At 69.8% G+C, this 18,668-nt stretch carries 15 protein-coding genes and 1 CRISPR repeat array; of the genes, 8 read left to right on the plus strand and 7 right to left on the minus strand.

Going from position 1 to position 18,668, the window contains the following annotated elements; genetic code table 11:
- Positions 1–5 precede the first annotated feature (5 nt).
- Positions 6–327: direct repeats of the CRISPR family, unit length 36 nt; unit sequence ATTTCCGCGGGCGATCGTCCGCGGCTCCATTGAAGC.
- A 352-nt stretch (positions 328–679) separates the two neighbouring features.
- From VFW66_03095 to VFW66_03125, 7 genes are read right to left on the minus strand one after another with little or no spacing between them, the layout of a single operon-like run.
- Complete coding sequence (locus tag VFW66_03095; GenBank protein HEX5385669.1) at positions 680–1,504, minus strand: hydrogenase maturation protease; 825 nt, start codon at positions 1,502–1,504, stop codon at positions 680–682.
- 5 nt (positions 1,505–1,509) lie between these two features.
- Positions 1,510–2,529, minus strand: coding sequence for a hypothetical protein (locus tag VFW66_03100; GenBank protein ID HEX5385670.1), 1,020 nt, complete (start codon positions 2,527–2,529; stop codon positions 1,510–1,512).
- The gene (locus VFW66_03105) at positions 2,526–2,747 is read right to left on the minus strand and encodes a hypothetical protein (protein HEX5385671.1); all 222 of its coding nucleotides are present in this window, start codon (positions 2,745–2,747) and stop codon (positions 2,526–2,528) included. Before VFW66_03105 ends, VFW66_03100 begins: the two co-directional genes overlap by 4 nt.
- Positions 2,744–3,403, minus strand: a complete 660-nt coding sequence (locus VFW66_03110) for a DUF5947 family protein (GenBank protein ID HEX5385672.1) — start codon at positions 3,401–3,403, stop codon at positions 2,744–2,746. Before VFW66_03110 ends, VFW66_03105 begins: the two co-directional genes overlap by 4 nt.
- Positions 3,400–3,972 (minus strand): NifU family protein, encoded by a 573-nt coding sequence (locus VFW66_03115; GenBank protein ID HEX5385673.1) that lies wholly within the window; start codon positions 3,970–3,972, stop codon positions 3,400–3,402. The genes VFW66_03110 and VFW66_03115 overlap by 4 nt, the downstream gene beginning before the upstream one ends.
- Positions 3,973–3,979: 7 nt before the next feature.
- Positions 3,980–5,782 (minus strand): nickel-dependent hydrogenase large subunit, encoded by a 1,803-nt coding sequence (locus tag VFW66_03120; protein HEX5385674.1) that lies wholly within the window; start codon positions 5,780–5,782, stop codon positions 3,980–3,982.
- Between the two features lie 38 nt (positions 5,783–5,820).
- Positions 5,821–6,942 carry a hypothetical protein gene (locus VFW66_03125; GenBank protein ID HEX5385675.1) on the minus strand — a complete coding sequence of 374 codons (1,122 nt, stop codon included), beginning with the start codon at positions 6,940–6,942 and terminating at the stop codon, positions 5,821–5,823.
- 227 nt (positions 6,943–7,169) lie between these two features.
- On the opposite strand from VFW66_03125, the gene VFW66_03130 reads away from it, so the two are divergent.
- The 8 genes from VFW66_03130 to VFW66_03165 all read left to right on the plus strand — a co-directional run bounded on the left by VFW66_03130 (position 7,170) and on the right by VFW66_03165 (position 18,646).
- Entirely contained in the window at positions 7,170–7,565 is a 396-nt protein-coding gene (locus VFW66_03130) for a hydrogenase maturation nickel metallochaperone HypA (protein ID HEX5385676.1), read from the plus strand.
- Positions 7,546–8,244, plus strand: a complete 699-nt coding sequence (hypB, locus tag VFW66_03135; protein ID HEX5385677.1) for a hydrogenase nickel incorporation protein HypB — start codon at positions 7,546–7,548, stop codon at positions 8,242–8,244. Before VFW66_03130 ends, hypB begins: the two co-directional genes overlap by 20 nt.
- Before the next feature lie 101 nt (positions 8,245–8,345).
- Positions 8,346–10,649 carry a glycogen debranching N-terminal domain-containing protein gene (locus tag VFW66_03140; GenBank protein ID HEX5385678.1) on the plus strand — a complete coding sequence of 768 codons (2,304 nt, stop codon included), beginning with the start codon at positions 8,346–8,348 and terminating at the stop codon, positions 10,647–10,649.
- Between the two features lies 1 nt (position 10,650).
- The gene (locus VFW66_03145; GenBank protein HEX5385679.1) at positions 10,651–11,664 is read left to right on the plus strand and encodes an SDR family oxidoreductase; all 1,014 of its coding nucleotides are present in this window, start codon (positions 10,651–10,653) and stop codon (positions 11,662–11,664) included.
- Entirely contained in the window at positions 11,661–13,463 is a 1,803-nt protein-coding gene (locus VFW66_03150) for a thiamine pyrophosphate-requiring protein (GenBank protein HEX5385680.1), read from the plus strand. The genes VFW66_03145 and VFW66_03150 overlap by 4 nt, the downstream gene beginning before the upstream one ends.
- A gap of 25 nt (positions 13,464–13,488) precedes the next feature.
- The gene (gene larA / locus VFW66_03155; protein ID HEX5385681.1) at positions 13,489–14,790 is read left to right on the plus strand and encodes a nickel-dependent lactate racemase; all 1,302 of its coding nucleotides are present in this window, start codon (positions 13,489–13,491) and stop codon (positions 14,788–14,790) included.
- Positions 14,791–14,809: 19 nt separating this feature from the next.
- Positions 14,810–17,950 carry an FAD-binding and (Fe-S)-binding domain-containing protein gene (locus VFW66_03160; protein ID HEX5385682.1) on the plus strand — a complete coding sequence of 1,047 codons (3,141 nt, stop codon included), beginning with the start codon at positions 14,810–14,812 and terminating at the stop codon, positions 17,948–17,950.
- A 9-nt stretch (positions 17,951–17,959) separates the two neighbouring features.
- A complete protein-coding gene (locus tag VFW66_03165) occupies positions 17,960–18,646 on the plus strand; it encodes a cytochrome c3 family protein (GenBank protein ID HEX5385683.1) in 687 nt (228 codons plus the stop codon).
- Positions 18,647–18,668 lie beyond the last annotated feature (22 nt).

An 18,668-nucleotide genomic window follows, 5' to 3' on the forward strand; every position in this document is an offset into this window, starting at 1 on the left:
CCCAGATTTCCGCGGGCGATCGTCCGCGGCTCCATTGAAGCGCGTAGGTCTAGGGCACCTGGCCGACATGCTCGCGAATTTCCGCGGGCGATCGTCCGCGGCTCCATTGAAGCCATGAGCGGGGAGCGGGGCACGCCGACGTTGACGTATTTCCGCGGGCGATCGTCCGCGGCTCCATTGAAGCAGCATCGAGATCGAGCGGGCCGACGATGCCCTCGGGATTTCCGCGGGCGATCGTCCGCGGCTCCATTGAAGCCCGACCCGCGGCCGAGCGTATCCCCGACCACGTTTATTTCCGCGGGCGATCGTACGGCCGGCCCCGCATTTTCATTTCGCACGGCACGCCCGACCCCGTGCTCCCCATCGAGCGGTGCAGCCGGCGCATCGTGCCTGAGTTAGACGCGCGGGATACGACGTGCGCTACCGCGAGTTCGACGGCGGACACGCGGTGCCGCCGTCGATCGCCCGAGATGCAACGGAGTGGGTCATCGGCCCGGCGGGTTGAGGGCACAAGACGTCCGCGCGCGCGGCCACGCGCACCGCGCGCCTCACGCCACGCACCCAACGCCCGCCCTACATATCCCGCATCCGCAGGTATCGCCGAAGGTCCGGGAACTGCGACACCAGGATCGCGCCGGCACCGGCCGCGAGGGCGATCAGGAGCGCGCGCCGCATAGGCTCACCGTCTTTCATTGAAAAGAGTCGCCACGACCGATTCCACCAGCTCCACCGCCGCATCGAGCGCCGCCCGCACCGGCGCGCTTAGCTCGGCCACGATCTCGCTCGGATCGAGATCGGCCGGCAGCGGCTCGGGCTCACACCCCACCACGAGCGTCCGCGGTGGCTCGCCGCCCAGCGCACGGGCCAGGTGCAACACCTTGACCGGATCCATCCCGTGCGCGTCGACCGCCACCTCGGCCGCCAAGTCGAGCGCGGGCTCGATCACATAGAGCGTGCCCGGCGCGCCGCCGCGCGGCACCGCGTCCACCAGCACCGCGGCGGCGTAGCCCCGCTGCAGCTCGTACGCGAGGTCGAGCCCGCGGATGCCGAACTCGCGCACCTCGACTCCGACGGGCCACGGGCGCGACGCGAGCCGCTCCGCCATCGCCACGCCGAAGCCGTCGTCGCCCAGGAAGATGTTGCCGATGCCGGCGACGAGGATGCGCGTCGCCATGGCACCCGCTACCGTCTCCGCTGTTCCGGGCGGGCCGTCCGGCTCGAGCGGCTCGACTTCATCGGATGCGAAGAAGAAGCGATGGCCGGGAAAGCGGCCGGCGCCGAGATCGCGCCCCGGATCGTCGTCGAGCGTCACCGCGAGATGTATGGCACCGCTCACGTCATGCTCCACGCTCTCCACCCGCGCCGCGCGTCCGGCGAGTATGGCATCGAACGCATCGCGCCCCGGCTTGGGCCGGAGCCGCACGCGGCTCCCCGCCCGCAGCTCGACGCCGTCCACCTCGACCGAATCGGCGCCCGGCCGCGCCAGCTCCTGCCAGAAGTCCATCGGACTCACTCCGCGCCGAGCACGCGAAACTCGCGCACCGCGCCGTGGAGCCGCCGCATCTCGTCGGGCGCCAAGGCGGCGCAGCGCTCCAGGATCTCGCGGGCGCGCGGGTCGGAGTCGGCCATCTCGCGCCGCTCGTCGTCGGTGAGCGCCAGGACGTTGAGGATCAGCAACTGGTCGATCTCGCCGCCGTCGAAGAGGTCGCCCGGACTCTCCGGCGCGATGCGGGGATAATCGCCCAGGATGATCGGCGCGGCGAGCAGCGTGTGACGCTCGCCCGGCTCGCCCACGAGCGCGGGCCAGCTACCGATGCTCCGGCACGCCGCTGAGGCCGCGCGCAATTCGGGGGGCGGATCGATGGGAGACACGAATGCGCCGCCCTCGATGCGCAGCACCGCGTGGGTCGAGACGAGCGCGTGTCGGAGCGCCAGCTCGCGCGGGCCGCCGGTCCAGGGCGTGGTGTTGACGACCTCGACGTGGACGCGCCACACGCCCGGCTCCGCCTCGTCGGCGCGCACGGTGAGGGTGCCGAGGATTCGGCGCCACGAGCGGACGAGCGCAGCCACGCGCGCGCCCGCCTCCTCGATCGGTTCCTCCAGCTCGCCGGCCGCGATCTCGATCGGCACCGAATGCCCGGCACCGAGCGCGGCGAGCTCAAGCCCCGTCGCCACGATCTCGCGCTCCGTCGCCTCCTCCCAGGTGAGATGGCGCCGTCCCGACACGGCAAGCTGATCCACCGCCACGCGCTCGCCGCCGCGCTCGTCCATCACCTGTCGATCCACCACGTGCAGAAACCGCACGCGCACGTCGAGTCGCGCGCGTTCATCGGCTTCGACCAGGCACTCGACCGTCATCCGCCACGGATCGTCCTCGCCCCGCGCACGGCTGTACGTCTCGGGAAAGACCCCGCCGAACGTCCAGCGCTGCCGGTTCTTGAGGGCCGAACGCCGGTAGGGCCAGAGCAGGTACCCCTCGTACAGCACCGCCTGCGCGATGCGCGCGACCGGGTCCGCCGCGGTGATCACGCCGGCGACAGGTTCGGCGCCCGCGGATCGATCGGGTTCCGCGCCCCCGCATTGATGCCGGTCGAGCGCTCGGCCGTCGAGTTGCCGTTGGGCAGGTGACCGCCCTGCCGCGCGTAGTTGCCCGGCGCGTTGCCTTCCTTTATACCCGACACATGCGCCGGCTTGGTCGGCGTGGTCTGCGGCCGGCCGACCCGCAGGTTGACGTGCTTTGCGGTCATCGTGTTGCCTCCGATCTGATGAGCTCGCCGAAGAAGCGATCGATTTCCGTCCAGACTTCATCGCCGCCCGTGAGCCCGGTCCATTGCGTGCGCACCAGCGCCACCAGCCGGTAGCAGAGGTCGATCGGCGCGATCCAGCACTCGCGATCGCCGCGCATCCGATTCACCAGCAGCGCCTCGACCTCGGGCTCGAGCGCGCGCACCGCCGGCTCCGCGGCTTCGAGTGCCGCCCACGCCTCCGGTGCCACCGGCGCGTCGGTGGGGCCCAGCGCGCCCGGAAAAATCGCCGTCACGGCGTCGCCGCGCCGCACGAGAAACGCGAGCGACACCGGAAGCCCCAGGTCGCGCCAACGCGCGTCGTCGCGCGCGAGGTCGGGCAGCTCCACTCGACGCTCCGGCACGAGACGATACCTGCCGCCGCCCGCCGCCGGCTGGCCCAGGACGAGCGCGCACGCCCGGCAGGCGCAGCGGAGCCCGCCCGTCGTGGTGTCGAGGAGGTGCGGGTGCTCGGCGCCGATCGGTACGGCGCAAAGCTCGCAGCGCTGGTTGGGCGCCTCCCCGACTTGCGTACCGCCGGCCGGCGCGGCCGGCGCGGCCGGCGCGGGCGGCGCAACGGCGCGCCGGCGCCGCGCCAGCTGCTCGAGCCGCCCGGTCACGCGCCGTTCCGCGCCGCTCCGGCGAGCTGCACCAGTGCGGCGGGTTCCGGCGCGGTTCGCGCGGGCGGCGCGGTGCCCTCGGCGACGATCCCGTCCAGCTCGGGCGCCGCCTTCCGCACCGCCTCTTCGATGGCGTGCCGCAGCGTGGCGGTGGACGACGGACAGCCGTGACAGCTCCCCTCGAGCTTCACCCGCGCCATGCCGTCGGCCACGCCGAGCAGCTCGACGCCTCCGCCGTGCGAGCGAAGGTAGGGGCGCACCTCGTCGAGCCCGCGCAGTACCCGCGCCTCGACGCTGTCCGGGTGCAGGTCGTGCACCAGCAGCAGGTGGCCGATCAGCTCGTCGTCGGCGAGGCGACGCACGGCCGCCGCGCCGCACGACTCCGACACGCCGCCCAGCACGCGGGCGAGCGCCTCGCCATACAGCTCGACCACCGCCTGCACCGCATCGAGCGCGGTGGTGCGCGCGCGATCGTCCGGCAATGCGTCGAGTGCCGAGAGCAGCGCCTCGACCTCCTCCACCCGCGCGCGCACCTCGCGATCGTCCAACGCGCCTCTCGAGGGCGTCATCCGCCGCTCACCCGTGCTGCCCGAACATCGGCGCGTGCACCTGCTTCACCACCCGGCCGCCGCCCAGGTACATGTGCACGCCGCAGGGCAGACAGGGATCGAAGCTGCGTACCGCGCGCATGATGTCGACGCCCTTGAAGTTGTCGGGCCCGTTCTCCTCGAAGATCGGCGTGCCCTGCACGGCATCTTCGTAGGGGCCGGGGGTTCCGTAGGAGTCGCGCGGGCTCGCGTTCCACGGCGTGGGCGGATACGGGTGGTAGTTGGCGATCTTCTTGTCCCGGATCACGAGATGGTGCGAGAGCACGCCGCGCACCGCCTCGTGGAAGCCGCAGCCGATGGCCTCGTCGGGCACCGAGAAATCGGTGAACACCTTGGTGCGGCCGGCGTGCACCTCGTCCATCGCCTTCTCCAGGAAGAAGAACGCGAGCGCGGCCGAATAGGCCACGAAGTACATCCGGGCCCGGTCGCGCTCGATGGCGTTGGAGTGCTGCGGCACCTTCCACTCGAGCTGCATTTCGGGATGCTTGGCGCTCTTCGGCAGGTTGATCTGGACGCTGTGCCCCGTCGCCTTGACGTAGCCGGTGTCGACCAGGCCCGCGAGCGCCGTGACCCAGAGCCGCGCGATGGCGCCGCCGCCGGTGTCGAGCGCGAGGTGATCCTTGCTCTTGGGATCGTACCACCGCGGGCTCATGACCCAACTGTAGTTGCCGCCGTCGAGGTCGCGCTTCTGCGGCTTGGGGAGCGTCGTCTGATTCCACGGATGGCGCCGATCGACCGGATTGCCCAGCGGGTCGCGGGTCACGAACATCGGCTCCTGCTCCCAGTCGTCGTAATACGAGCTGCCGAGCAGGATCCGCATGCCGAGGTTGATGTCGACCAGGTTGGTGGTGATGAGCTTGCCGTCGATGAGGATGCCGGGGGTGACGTACATCGCGCGGCCCCAGTCGTTCATCGTCTCGTACTTGTAGTCGCACACCTTCGGGTTCTGGAACGAACCCCAGCAGCCGATCAGGATGCGGCGCTCGCCGACTCTCTCGTAGCCGGGCAGCGCGTCGAGGAAGAAGTCGAAGATGTCGTCGTTCATCGGCACGGCCTTCTTCACGAAGTCGAGCACCCGGATGAGGCGGCTCGCGTAGTCGGTGAAGACCTGCGGCGTCGCCACGGTGCCCACGCCCCCCGGGTACATCGTGGACGGGTGGACGTGACGCCCTTCCATGAGGCAGAACATCTCGCGGGTCACCCGGCTCATCACCAGCGCTTCCTGGTAGATCGAGCCGACGAACGGGTTGCACGCCCGCATGATGTCGCCGATCGTGCGGAAGCCGTGGATGGCGGCATGCGGCGCGTCGGTGCGGTTGGCGCGGTCGAGCAGGCCGGGGTTGGTCTGCTTTACCATCTCCTCGCACCAGTCCACGAACACCAGGTTGTCCTGGAAGATCGTGTGGTCGAACATGTACTCCGCCGCCTCGCCCAGGTTGATGATCCACTCGGCCAGGTCGGGCGGGCGGATGCCGTACGCCATCTGCTGCGCGTAGTGGGAGCAGGTGGTGTGATTGTCGCCGCAGATGCCGCAGATGCGGCTCGTGATGAAGCCGGCGTCGCGCGGGTCCTTGCCCTTCATGAACACGCTGTACCCGCGGAAGATCGACGAGGTGCTGTGGCACTCGGCGACTTCCCGGTTGTCGAAGTCGATCTTGGTGTAGATGCCGAGATTGCCGACGATACGGGTGATCGGGTCCCAGTTCATCTCGACCAGCCGGCCGCGCTCTTCCCGGGTGCCCGGGCCCGCCGGCATCGTGCTTGTGGCCATGACCGCTGCTCCTTGTGCTTGCGTGTAGCGTCTGTCCGTCAGCCGCGCCGGCTCACCGCGCCGTTGGAGGCGTAGCGCTCGCCGCCGTTGCCGCCGGTGGGCGACGCCGGACCATGCCGCGGATAGCGCGGCGCGTAGCCGGTGGTGAGCGCGGGCCCGTTGTGCCGCCAGCGGGGCTCCTTGTTCACCGTATGATTGGTGATGCCGCGGAGGCGCCGGATGAGCGCGCCATAGCTTCCGATGAGAGTGGCGGACACCGTGCCGCCGGGCGGCTGGTCCATGAAGGGCATGAACTTGTCGGGGAAGCCCGGCATGGTGCAGCCGATGCAGATGCCGCCCACGTTGGGGCAGCCGCCGATGCCGTTCATCCAGCCGCGCTTGGGGACGTTGCAGTTCACCACCGGCCCCCAGCAGCCGATCTTGACCTGGCACTTGGGCGAGTTGTAGTCCCCCGCGAAGTCACCCTGCTCGTAGTAGCCCGCGCGGTCGCAGCCCTCGTGCACCGTCTTGCCGAAAAGCCATTGGGGCCGGAGCTGATCGTCCAGCGGAATCATGGGCGCCTTGCCCGCCGCCTGCTTGAGCAGCCAGACCAGCGTCTCCATGAAGTTGTCGGGTTGGATGGGACAGCCGGGGACGTTGACGATGGGGAGGCCGCCGGCCGAGCGGAAGTTCCAGCCGAGGTAGTCGGCGAGCCCCATACACCCGGTGGGGTTGCCCGCCATGGCGTGGATGCCGCCGTAGGTGGCGCAGGTGCCGGCCGCGACCACGGCCCAGGCGCCCGGGGCGAGCCGATCGATCCAGGTGTTGAGTGTGATCGGCTGACCGGTCTCGGGGTCGTTGCCCATCGAGGTCCAGTAGCCGTCTCCATCGATGTGCTCGTTCGGAATCGAGCCCTCGACCACGAAGACGTAGGGGCCGAGCTCGCCGCGCGCCGCCTGGCGGAACGGCTTGAGGAACTCCTCGCCGCCCTGCGTGGGCGAGAGCAGCTTGCTATGGAGGTGGACCTTGGGCAATCCGGGCACGAGGCCCAGGATCACGTCCTCGATGCTGGGCTGCATGGCGGCGGTGAGCGACACCGAATCGCCGTCACAGCTCATGCCCTCGGAGGTCCAGAGGATATGGACTTCGTCTACCCCGTGCCGCTCCCTGGTTTCGGCCATGATCTACGCCTCCCGGAAACGACCTGAGCCGGTCCCTGCCGGGCGAAGTTCACCCCGGAAAGACCGGCTCAAGCCTGTTGCATTGCGTTGTCATCGTGCCGTGCGACCTTCCCGCCGCCCCGCCCGCTGCTGCTTGCCATCACGAACGCTGCCAGCCATTGTAGGAAAGCGCTCGGCACCCGTCAATAGACGCTGCAGCGGATTGTAGCTTCCGGCAGGGCACCACGATGCACGAACTCTCGATCGCCATGAGCCTGGTGGACGCCGCGTGCGAAGAGCGGCGGCGCCTGGGCGCGGTGCGGGTCCAGGCGCTCCGCGTACGGCTGGGCGCGCTCTCGGGCGTGGTGCCGGACGCGCTGCTCTTTGCCTTCGACCTCGCGGTGTCCGACAGCGAGATCGCGGGTGCCAGGCTCGAGATCGAAGAGGTGCCGGTCGTGATCCATTGCGGCACCTGCGGCGAGGAGCGGCCGCTCGCCGGCATCCAGCACTTCCGCTGCCCCGTGTGCAACACGCCCGCCGTCGAGGTCCGGAGCGGCCGCGAGCTGCAGCTGGTAGCGCTGGAGGTGTTCGACATGAATCCCGGAGAGGTGGAGGCGCACCACGATGCACCCGCGAATCGTTGAGGTCCGGCGCGACCTGCTCAAGAAGAACGACGTCCTGGCCCGCGCGCTGCGAGAGCGATTCAGCCTGGCCGGCGTGCGCGTCGTGAACGCCGTCTCGGGGCCGGGCGCCGGGAAGACCACGCTGCTCGAGGCGACGCTTTCCGCGCTGGCTCCGCGCCGCCGGGTCGCCGCGCTCGTGGGCGACCTCGCCACCGATAACGACGCGCGCCGGCTCGGCCGGAGCGGCGCGCCGGTCCGCCAGATCACCACCGGCACCGTCTGCCATCTCGATGCCGAAATGGTGGAGCGGGCGCTCGAGGGCTGGGACCTCTCGGCGCTCGACCTCCTCTTCATCGAGAACGTGGGCAATCTCGTCTGCCCGGCGAGCTTCGACCTGGGCGAGCAGCTCCGGGTGGTGCTCTTCTCGGTGACGGAGGGCGAGGATAAGCCGCTCAAGTATCCCACCATCTTCAACAGCGCCGACATGGCCATCGTGACCAAGATCGACCTGGCGGACGCGGTGGGGTTCGACCGCGCGGCCGCGCACCGGAACGTCCGCGAGGTGCGCCCCGACATCGAGATTCTCGAAGTGTCGGCGCGCACGGGCGCCGGAATGGGCGCGTGGCTCGCGCGCCTCGAGTCGGCCGAGGCTGTGGCACCGGCGGCTGTTCCCGTGACCCCAATCACTGTCCGCACCTGATCCACGCCCCTATATGCATTGCCATACTCCGATCGGCTTCCACGCTCCGCCGCCATGCCGCTCCCGCGCGCCGGCACCGGGGCGCGACCCGGGATTCCGTAATGGTGAACCAGCAGGCGACCGACCAGGCGACCGGCGACAAGGCGGCGAAGCCGAAGGCGGCTGATCACGAGGCAGCCGACCGGAAGGCAGCCGACCAGAGCTCACGCAAGTGGCAGGTCCTCACCCGCGGTCCCGAATCCGTCGCCCGCACCATCGCCGATGCCGTCGTCATCAAGTCCGGGGACATCTTCCTCCTCACCGATCCCGACGGGCGCGTGCCTCGAGGCCAGGAACACGGCCTCGGCCTCTATTATCACGACTGCCGCTTTCTCCGTTCCTACGACTTGAGGCTCGCCGGCACCGCGCCCGTGGGGCTCGGCAGCACCGCGGTCGCGGGCAACAAGGCCGTTTTCCAGCTTACCAATCCCGACCTCCGGCTCGCCGGCGGCTACGCGCTTCGCCGCGACGTCATCGGCATCAAGTGGGTCCGCGAGCTGTCCGACCAGACCCTGGTGCTGGCCGAGCACCTCACCTTCCAGAACTGGAGCGAGGACGCGGTGAGCGTTCCGGTCGAGTTCCGCTTCGATGCCGAATTTCAAGACGTGTTCGAGGTGCGCGGGCTCATCGACCAGCATCCCGGCACGCTCCACCCCCCCGAGTGGCATGGCGAGACGCTCCAGTTCGCCTACGACGGCCGGGACGGGATCCGGCGCACGCTTTCGGTGAGCGTGCCGGGCGAGCTTGCGGCCACCGGCGATCACAGCTGTGCCGGCACCATCCGCCTCGACCCGCGCGGGCACCGGACGCTCGCGCTCCGATTCGAGGTGAAGGAGTCGCCGGAGCACGGCGCGCCCGTCGATCCCGCCGCCGTCCAGGTCATGCCCACGCGCTCGGCGCCGAGCGCGCCGCCGGAATCGCGCGCCACGGTGCACTCCGACAGCGTCCTGTTCAACGCATTGCTCGATCGCTCCTTCACCGATCTCGACCTGCTCCGCACCGAGGAGGACGGTTGCACCTTCTTCGCCGCCGGGGTGCCCTGGTTCGCCGCCCTGTTCGGGCGCGACAGCCTCATCTCCGCGCTGCAAGTGCTGCCCTACCAGTCGCGCATCGCGGCGGAGACGCTCCGGCTCCTGGCCAGGCATCAGGGCACCAAGATCGACGACTACCGCGCCGAGCAGCCGGGCAAGATCCTCCACGAGCTGCGCGTGGGCGAGCTGGCGCGCACCGGCGATATCCCCCACAACCCGTACTACGGCTCGATCGACTCGACGCCGCTCTTTCTCATCGTCCTCGCGCGCTACGTCGCGTGGACCGGCGACCTCTCGCTCTTCTCCGATCTGCACGACAACGTCGAGCGCGCGCTCACCTGGATCGCCAAGTACGGCGACACCGACGGCGACGGCTTTGTCGATTACCCGAGCACGGACAGGTCCGCCGAGTCGAAGGACGGCGGGATCATCAACCAGGGGTGGAAGGATTCGGGCAACGCCATCATCGACGAGCAGGGGCACATCGCGACGCCGCCGATCGCGCTGGTCGAGGTCCAGGGCTACGTGTACGCCGCCAAGCTCGGTATGGCGGATCTTTTCGAGCGCGCCGGCGACAAGACCGGCGCCAACACGCTCCGGAAGGAAGCATCCGAGCTGCGCACCCGATTCAACCGCGCTTTCTGGCTGCCCGACCTGGGTTTCTACGCGATGGCGCTCGAGGCGGGCGACAAGCCGCTCCGGGTGATTTCGTCCAACCCGGGCCACGCGCTCTGGACCGGCATCGCCGACGGCGACAAGGCCGAGTCCACCGCCAAGCATCTCATGGCCGACGACATGTTCAGCGGTTTCGGCATCCGGACCCTCTCGTGCGAGGCGGCCGGCTACACGCCGATCGGCTACCATCTCGGCACCGTCTGGCCGCACGACACCGGCTTCTGCGCGGCGGGGCTGCATCGGTACGGCTTCGGCGACTTCGCCCGCAAGGTGCTCGAGGGCATCGTCGCCGCCGCGAGCGATTTCGAGCACGAGCGGCTGCCCGAGCTGTTCACCGGATTTTCACGCAAGGAATACGGGACGCCGATCCGTTATCCCGTGGCCTGCCATCCGCAGGCATGGGCCGCGGGGTCCGTGCCGTTTCTGCTCTACCACCTGCTCGGCCTCGAGCCCGACGCCTTCAGCCGCCATCTCCGCGTCGTCCGGCCGCTGTTGCCGGAGTACGTCGACACGATCGAGCTGCGCGGGCTCCGCGTCGGCAACTGCTCGGCCGATCTCCGATTCGAGCGCACCAAGGATCGCGACGTCGCGGTGCGCCCGCTCTCGGTGAAGGGCGGGCTGGAGGTGACGGTGGAGCTGGATCCGAAAGGGAAGGACTGAGATGCCCCACCCGGATGCACGTCCAGATGTCGTCGTCGTCACCGGCGCAGGTGCCGGGGTGGGCCGCGCGGCGGTGCGCGCGTTCGCGAAGGAGCGGGCCCGCATCGGGCTCGTGTCGCGCAACGCGCACCGGCTGGAGCAGGCCCGACTCGAGGTCGAGGCGGCGGGCGGCGAGGCGCTGGTGCTGCCGACCGACGTGGCCGACGCCGACGCAGTCGAGGCGGCCGCCGCGGCGGTGGAGCAGCGCTGGGGGACGATCGACGTCTGGGTCAACGACGCGATGGTGTCGGTCTTCTCGCCGGTGAAGAAGATGCGCGCCGACGAGTATCGCCGGGTGACCGAGGTGACGTACCTCGGCTACGTGTACGGCACGCTGGCGGCGCTCAAGCGGATGCTCCCGCGCGATCACGGCGTGATCGTGCAGGTGGGGTCGGCGCTCGCGTATCGCGCCATCCCGCTGCAGTCGGCGTACTGCGCCGCCAAGCACGCGGTCCAGGGATTCACCGAGGCGCTCCGCTCCGAGCTGTATCATGACGGGAGCCGCGTGCGGGTCTGCATGCTGCAGATGCCGGCGCTCAACACCCCGCAGTTCCGCTGGAGCCGGAGCCGAATGCCGTTCAAGGCGCAGCCGGTCCCGCCCATCTTCCAGCCCGAAGTCGCGGCCGACGCGATCGTGTTCGCGGCGCACCACCATCGCGAGGAGATGTACGTCGGCTTTCCCTCGGCGAAGGCGATCGTGGGCAACCGGATCGCCCCGCGCCTCCTCGACCACTACCTCGCCCACACCGGCTACAAGTCGCAGCAGACCGACCAGCCCGAAGACCCGAACCGCCCCGACAACCTCTTCGAGACCGTGAACGGCGATCAGGGCGCGCACGGCGTGTTCGACGCGCGGTCGCGCGACCGGAGCTGGCAGCTCTGGGCCACCGAGCATCGCGGCGCGCTCGCCCTCGGTGCCATCGGCGCTCTGGGCGGCGCGCTCGCGATCGGCGCCGCATTAAGGAGAACGACATGAGCGACAACGTCAGCGACTTCCTGCTCGAGCGCCTGCGCGACTGGGGCATCCACCGGATCTTCGGCTACCCGGGCGACGGGATCAACGGGATCATGGGCGCGCTCAACCGCGCCGACGGCGATCCCGATTTCATCCAGGTGCGCCACGAAGAGATGGCCGCGTTCAACGCCTGCGCCCACGCCAAGTTCACCGGCGAGATCGGCGTCTGCCTCGCCACCTCGGGCCCCGGTGCCATCCATCTGCTGAACGGGCTCTATGACGCCAAGATGGACCATCAGCCGGTGCTCGCGATCGTGGGTCAGTCGGCTCGCGCCGCGCTCGGCGGCTCGTTCCAGCAGGAAGTCGACCTGATGTCGCTCTTCAAGGACGTGGCCGGCGAGTACGTCCACATGGCGAGCGTGCCGGCGCAGATCCGGCACCTGGTGGACCGCGCGGTGCGCATCGCGCTCGACGAGCGCACCGTCACCTGCCTCATCATCCCGAACGACGTGCAGACGATGGACGCGGTGAAGACGCCGCCGCGGAAACACAGCACCATCCACTCGGGCGTGGGCTACAAGCGGCCCAGCGTGGTGCCGAAGGATGACGACCTGAGGCGCGCGGCCGACGTGCTCAATGCCGGCGAGAGCGTCGCGATGCTGGTGGGCGCCGGTGCGCTCGGCGCGACCGACGAGATCATGGAGGTTGCCGACCGGCTCGGCGCCGGCGTCGCCAAGGCGTTGCTCGGCCGCGCGGCGGTGCCCGACGACCTGCCGTACGTCACCGGCTCGATCGGGCTCATCGGCACCAAGCCGAGCTGGGACCTGATGACGAGCTGCGACACGCTGCTCATGGTGGGCAGCAGCTTTCCCTACTCGGAATTTCTGCCGAAGGAGGGCCAGGCGCGCGGCGTCCAGATCGACATCGACGGCAAGATGCTCAGCATTCGCTACCCGATGGAGGTGAACCTGGTGGGCGACAGCGCCGAGACCCTGCGGGCGCTGCTGCCGCTGCTGGAGCAGAAGAAGGATGGGGGTTGGCGCCGCACCATCGAGTCGAACGTGGCGAATTGGTGGAAGCTGATCGAGGAGCGGGCGCACGTCGAGGCGGACCCGATCAACCCCCAGCTCGTCTTCTGGGAGCTGTCATCCCGGCTGCCGGACAACTGCATTCTCACCTCCGACTCCGGCACCTCGGCCGACTGGTTCGCGCGCGACCTCAAGCTCAGGCGCGGCATGATGGCCTCGCTGTCGGGCAACCTCGCGACGATGGGGCCCGGCGTGCCGTACGCCATCGGGGCCAAGTTCGCGTATCCCGACCGCGTGGTCATCGCCCTCGTGGGCGATGGTGCCATGCAGATGAACGGGATCAACGAGCTGATCACGATCGCCAAGTACTGGCACCGCTGGTCGGACCCGCGGCTCATCGTGCTGGTGCTCAACAACCGCGACCTGAACCAGGTCACCTGGGAGCAGCGGGTGATGGAGGGCGATCCCAAGTTCGAGGCCTCGCAGGAGGTGCCCGACTTTCCCTATGCGCGCTACGCCGAGTCGCTCGGACTCGAGGGGCTCCGGGTGGCGAAGCCCGGCGACATCGGCGACGCCTGGGACGCGGCCCTCGACGCCGACCGGCCGGTGGTCTATGAGGCGTACACCGATCCCAACGTGCCGCCGCTCCCGCCGCACATCACCTTCGAGCAGGCGCGGCACTTCGCCGAGTCGATGGTCGAGGGCGATCCCGACGCGGGTGGCGTCATCAAGCAGGCGTTCCGCGACATCGTCGAGCCGCACCTGCCGGGGCACGGGCGGTCGGACACGTGAGCGGCACCGGCCGCGGGGCTCGCCCGTGAAGATCGACTTCCCCTACCCGGGCTACGAGGACATCGCGCCGTGCGAGGTGCCCGACCCGAATCTCATGGGCGTCTTCGCGCCGCGCGCGCTCCCCGGGCTCGACGAGGCGAGCGTGCTGGCCGAGGGGTTCACCCATCCGGTCGGCGCGCCGCGGCTCCGCGAGGCGGCGGGCGCCGGCGACCGCGTTCTCATCCTGATCGACGACGCCACCCGGAGGACGCCCACCGCGCGCATCCTGCCGCACGTGCTGGACGAGCTGCATGCCGCCGGCGTGGCCGACGACCGGATCGAGCTCATGCAGGCCACCGGCACCCACCGGCCGATGACGGCCGAGGAGCGGCGCGAAAAGCTCGGACCTCTCGACGGCCGCTATCCGGTCCACGAGCACCACTACCTCGACCGCTCGTGTCTCCACGACTTCGGCCGGACGAGCGACGGCACGCCCATCACCGCGAGCCGCCGCATCACCGAAGCCGACTTCGTGCTCGGGGTGGGCTCCATCCTGCCGCACCGGGTCAAGGGAATGTCGGGCGGCGCCAAGATCATGTTTCCCGGTGTCTCCGGCCCCGAGATGATGGACCGGAACCAGTGGGAAGCGTCGATGCAGATGTCGGTGACCGTGATGGGCGTGCCGGAGAACTCGATGCGGCTCCGCATGGAGGAGGCGGCGCGCATCGCGGGGCTGAGCTACATCGTGAACGTGGTGTACGACATCCAGCAGCGCATCGTCGGCTGCTTCACCGGCGACATCGTGCGCGCACATCGCGAGGGTTGCGTGCGGGCGCGCGAGGTCTACGCCGTCCACGTCCCCACCCGCGCCGACATCGTGCTCATCGATTCGCACTCGGCCGACCGCGACTTCTGGCAGTCGGCCAAGGGGCCGTACGCGGGGACGATGGCGGTGAAGACGGGCGGCTCGCTCATCCTGGTGTCGCCCAACCCCGAAGGCGTCGCGAGCAATCACAAGAACCTGCTCGAGATCGGCTACAAGCCGCACGCGGAGCTCGTGCGCATGGTGCAGCAGGGCGGGGTGAAGGACCTCGTCGGCGTCGCGATCCTGGCCGACGTGGCGCAGATCGTGGACCGCGCTGATTGCATCATGATGTCCCCCGGGGTGAAGCGGGAGGAGGCGGAGCGGATCGGCTTCCGCTACGCGGAGTCGGCCCAGCGCGCGCTCGAGATGGCGTTCGAGCGCCAGGGCGCAAATGCCACCGTGGCCGTGCTCCGCTACGGCGGCCACATCCTGCCGGTCGTGGACGATCAAGAGGTCGACCGCGTGGCCGATCTCGTCGCATGAACAACGCAATGAGGATGCAATGCCCCGGTTGACGGTGGAACGCGGCAGGCAGGAGGGACGGCGGTTCGAGCGGTTGCGGAAGGTGGACCACAAGGCGGAGCCGCGCGATCTCGACGTGCAGGCGCTCGAGGCCGAGCTCAGGGAGACCGTGCGCGGCGAGGTGCGATTCGACGCGGGGAGCCGCGCGCTCTACGCGACCGACGGCTCCAACTATCGCCAGGTGCCGATCGGCGTCGTGATCCCGCGCGACCTGGAAGACGTGGTCCACACCGTGGGGGCGGCGCGCGCGCATCGCGCTCCGGTGCTGCCGAGGGGCGGCGGGACCAGCCTCGCGGGGCAGTGCTGCAACGTCGCGGTCGTGCTCGATTTCACCAAGTACCTGCACGGCGTCATCGAGATCGACGCCGAGCGCCGGCTCGGCCGGGTGCAGCCGGGGTGCGTGCTCGACGACCTGCGCAACGCCGCCGTAAAGCACGGGCTCAACTTCGGACCCGATCCCGCGACCCATGACCACTGCACGCTGGGCGGAATGCTGGGCAACGACTCCTGCGGCTCGCATTCGCTCCTGTCGGCCAAGTACGGGCTGGGGCTTCGCACCGCGGACAACACCCACTCGCTGCACGTGCTCACCTACGACGGGCTCGGGCTTCGCGTGGGGCCGACCTCGCCGGAGGAGCTGAACGGCATCATTTCGGCGGGCGGCCGCCGCGGCCAGATATACGCCGACCTCAAGGCGCTGCGGGACGAGTACGCCGACGACATCCGCCGCTGCTTCCCCAAGCTGCCGCGCCGGGTGTCGGGCTACAACCTCGACGAGCTGCTGCCGGAAAACGGGTTCAACGTCGCCCGCGCGCTGGTGGGCACCGAAGGCACCTGCGTCACGATTCTCGAGGCGACGCTCATGCTGGTGCCCGACCCCGGGGCGCGCGCGATGCTGCTCCTGGGCTATCCCGATATCGTCGCCGCCACCCGGCACCTGATGATGATCCTCGAGCACCAGCCCACCGCGCTCGAGGGGATGGACCGGATGCTCTTCGACTGGGTGCGCGCCAAGGGCGACGAGGACGCCGACATCGCGCTGTTGCCTCCGGGCGGCGGCTGGCTGCTGGTCGAGTTCGGCGGCGACTCGAAGCAGGATGCCCACGACCAGGCGCACCGCCTGATGGAGCGGCTCGGCAAGGCCGACCACCCGCCGTCGATGAAGCTGTACGACGATCCGGGCGCGGAAGCGAAGATCTGGAAGGTGCGCGAGGGCGGACTGGGCTCGACCGCGTGGGTGCCGGGACATCCCGACACCTGGGAGGGATGGGAGGACTCCGCCGTTCCGCCCGAGAACGTCTCCGACTACCTGCGCGACTTCCGCGCGCTGCTCGAAAGGTACGATTACAACACGGCGATCTACGGCCACTTCGGCCAGGGCTGTATCCACTGCCGCATCCCGTTCGACCTCTACACCACGCCCGGCATCGAGAAGTACCGGCGGTTCCTCGACGACGCGAGCGATCTCGTCGTCAGGTACGGCGGCTCGCTCTCGGGCGAGCACGGCGACGGGCAGTCGAAGGCGGCGCTCCTGCCCAAGATGTTCGGCGACCGGATCGTGCGCGCGTTCGGCGAGTTCAAGCGCATCTGGGACCCGGGCAACCGGATGAATCCCGGCAAGGTGGTCGATCCCTATCCGCCCACCTCGAACCTGCGCCTCGGCGCCGATTACAACCCGCCCGCGCCGAAGACGTACTTCAAGTATCCGGGTGACCGGAACACCTTCGCGCGCGCCGCGCTCCGCTGCGTCGGCGTGGGCGAGTGCCGGCGCGAAGGCGGCGGCACCATGTGCCCGAGCTACATGGCAACGCGCGAGGAGGCGGACTCCACCCGCGGGCGCGCGCGGCTTCTCTGGGAGATGCTCAACGGCGAAGTCCTCACCGAGGGCTGGCGGAGCGAGGCGGTGAAGGACGCGCTCGACCTCTGCCTTGCCTGCAAGGGCTGCAAGCACGACTGCCCGGTGAACGTGGACATGGCCACCTACAAGGCCGAGTTCCTCGCGCACTACTACGAGGGACGGGTCCGTCCGCGAAATGCCTACGTGTTCGGCTGGATTCATCTCTGGGCGCAGGCGGCGGGCACGTTGCCGGCGCTCGCGAACCTCGTCACCCACTTGCCGCTCGTGCGCAGCGTGGCCAGGTGGGCGGCGGGAATGTCGCAGGAGCGGAGCGTGCCGGCGTTCGCGGGCGAGAGCTTCCGGAGCTGGTTCCAGCGGCGGCAGCGCTCCGCTCCGGTCGACGACACCCGGCCGCCGGTCGTCCTCTGGGCCGACACGTTCAACAACTACTTCCATCCCGAGACGGCAAAGGCGGCGATGCGGGTGCTGGAGCGCGCGGGATTCCGCGTCGAAGTGCCGGCGCAGGACCTCTGCTGCGGTCGCCCGCTCTACGACTACGGATTCCTCGGCATGGCCGAGCGGTGGCTCAGGGACATTCTGGACGCGTTGCAGCCTTCGATCGAGGCGGGCATACCGGTCGTGGTGCTGGAGCCGAGCTGCGCCACGGTATTCAAGGACGAGCTGGGCAATCTCTTCCCCAACGACGAGGACGCGAAGCGGCTCGCCAGTCAGACGTTTCTGCTGAGCGACTTCCTGAAGAAGAAGGCGCCCGACTTCCGCGTACCCAGGCTCAGCCGCAAGGCGCTGGTGCAGGTGCACTGCCATCACAAATCGGTCATCGGGGCCGATGCCGAGAACACGGTCCTCTCGGAGATGGGGCTCGACGCCGAGCAGCCTGAGCTCGGGTGCTGCGGCATGGCGGGCGCGTTCGGGTTCGAGACCGGGAGCCACTACGACGTCTCGATGACGTGCGGCGAGCGGAACCTGCTGCCCGCCGTGGCGCGCGCGGCCGACGACACGTTGATCATTGCCGACGGGTTCAGTTGCCGCGAGCAGATTTCGCAGGGCACCAACCGGGTGGCGCTGCACCTGGCGGAGGTGATCGAGCTGGCGTTCGCGGGCGATGGATCGGCGAGGGACGGCGGTCGGCCCGAAGCCGGGCTCGTTCGCCGGCGCCGTAAGGCCGCGCGCGCGGGGAACCTCCGGCTCGCGGCGGTGGTGGGCGGCGGGCTCGTCGGGGCAAGGCTCGCCACGCTGCTCGCGACCCGGAGGCAACGGAGATAGCCGCGCACCATGCCCGCGCTCTTCCGGCCCGGCAGCAACGGCGTGATGCGGCGCACGCTGCTCGCGATCGCGGTCGTGATCGTGGCCGTGCCGCTGCTGCTCATGGCGTGGGTGCGGACGCCGCTGGTCACGCGCGAGGGCGATTCGCCGGCGCAGCCCGTCCCCTTCGACCACCGGATCCATGCGCACGCGCTGCGGATCGACTGCCGCTACTGCCACAGTGACGTCGAGCGGTCGGCCGTGGCGGGGATGCCGTCGACGCAGACCTGCGTGCCGTGCCACAACCAGACCTGGTTCAACGGTCCGCAGTTCGCGCCGGTGCGCCAGAGCCTCGCCAGCGGCCGGCCGATTCCCTGGCGGCGCGTGAACGGCCTGCCGGACTTCGTGTTCTTCAACCACGCCGTCCACGTGAACGGTGGCGTGGGTTGCGAGACCTGCCACGGCCAGGTCGACCGGATGGCGCGGGTGAAGCAGGCCGCGCCGCTCACGATGGCGTGGTGCATCGACTGCCATCGCAACCCGAACCCTCGCCTGCGGCCGGTGGCGGAGATGACGGCGATGGGATGGGATCCGCACGCGGGCGGCGGTCGCGGTGACCGAGCGGCGGGCGCCGGCGGTCAGCTCGCGGCGCGCACGCCGGTGGTGAGCGACGAGCGCATCCGCGAAATCACCAACTGCTCGGCGTGCCACAGGTGAGCGGGGCGGCGCGACATTCGGC

The sequence above is a fragment of the Gemmatimonadales bacterium genome (genome assembly GCA_036279355.1).
Lineage (GTDB): Bacteria > Gemmatimonadota > Gemmatimonadetes > Gemmatimonadales > GWC2-71-9 > DASQPE01.

Excerpts from the sequence above, each read along its gene's own strand:
- VFW66_03125 (HEX5385675.1), bottom strand. The coding sequence starts at position 6,942 with ATGGCCGAAACCAGGGAGCGGCACGGGGTAGACGAAGTCCATATCCTC.
- VFW66_03105 (HEX5385671.1), bottom strand. The coding sequence starts at position 2,747 with ATGACCGCAAAGCACGTCAACCTGCGGGTCGGCCGGCCGCAGACCACG.
- VFW66_03115 (HEX5385673.1), bottom strand. The coding sequence starts at position 3,972 with ATGACGCCCTCGAGAGGCGCGTTGGACGATCGCGAGGTGCGCGCGCGG.
- VFW66_03095 (HEX5385669.1), bottom strand. The coding sequence starts at position 1,504 with ATGGACTTCTGGCAGGAGCTGGCGCGGCCGGGCGCCGATTCGGTCGAG.
- hypB (HEX5385677.1), top strand. The coding sequence starts at position 7,546 with ATGCACCCGCGAATCGTTGAGGTCCGGCGCGACCTGCTCAAGAAGAAC.
- VFW66_03150 (HEX5385680.1), top strand. The coding sequence starts at position 11,661 with ATGAGCGACAACGTCAGCGACTTCCTGCTCGAGCGCCTGCGCGACTGG.
- VFW66_03130 (HEX5385676.1), top strand. The coding sequence starts at position 7,170 with ATGCACGAACTCTCGATCGCCATGAGCCTGGTGGACGCCGCGTGCGAA.
- VFW66_03165 (HEX5385683.1), top strand. The coding sequence starts at position 17,960 with ATGCCCGCGCTCTTCCGGCCCGGCAGCAACGGCGTGATGCGGCGCACG.
- VFW66_03120 (HEX5385674.1), bottom strand. The coding sequence starts at position 5,782 with ATGGCCACAAGCACGATGCCGGCGGGCCCGGGCACCCGGGAAGAGCGC.
- VFW66_03160 (HEX5385682.1), top strand. The coding sequence starts at position 14,810 with ATGCCCCGGTTGACGGTGGAACGCGGCAGGCAGGAGGGACGGCGGTTC.
- VFW66_03140 (HEX5385678.1), top strand. The coding sequence starts at position 8,346 with ATGGTGAACCAGCAGGCGACCGACCAGGCGACCGGCGACAAGGCGGCG.
- VFW66_03145 (HEX5385679.1), top strand. The coding sequence starts at position 10,651 with ATGCCCCACCCGGATGCACGTCCAGATGTCGTCGTCGTCACCGGCGCA.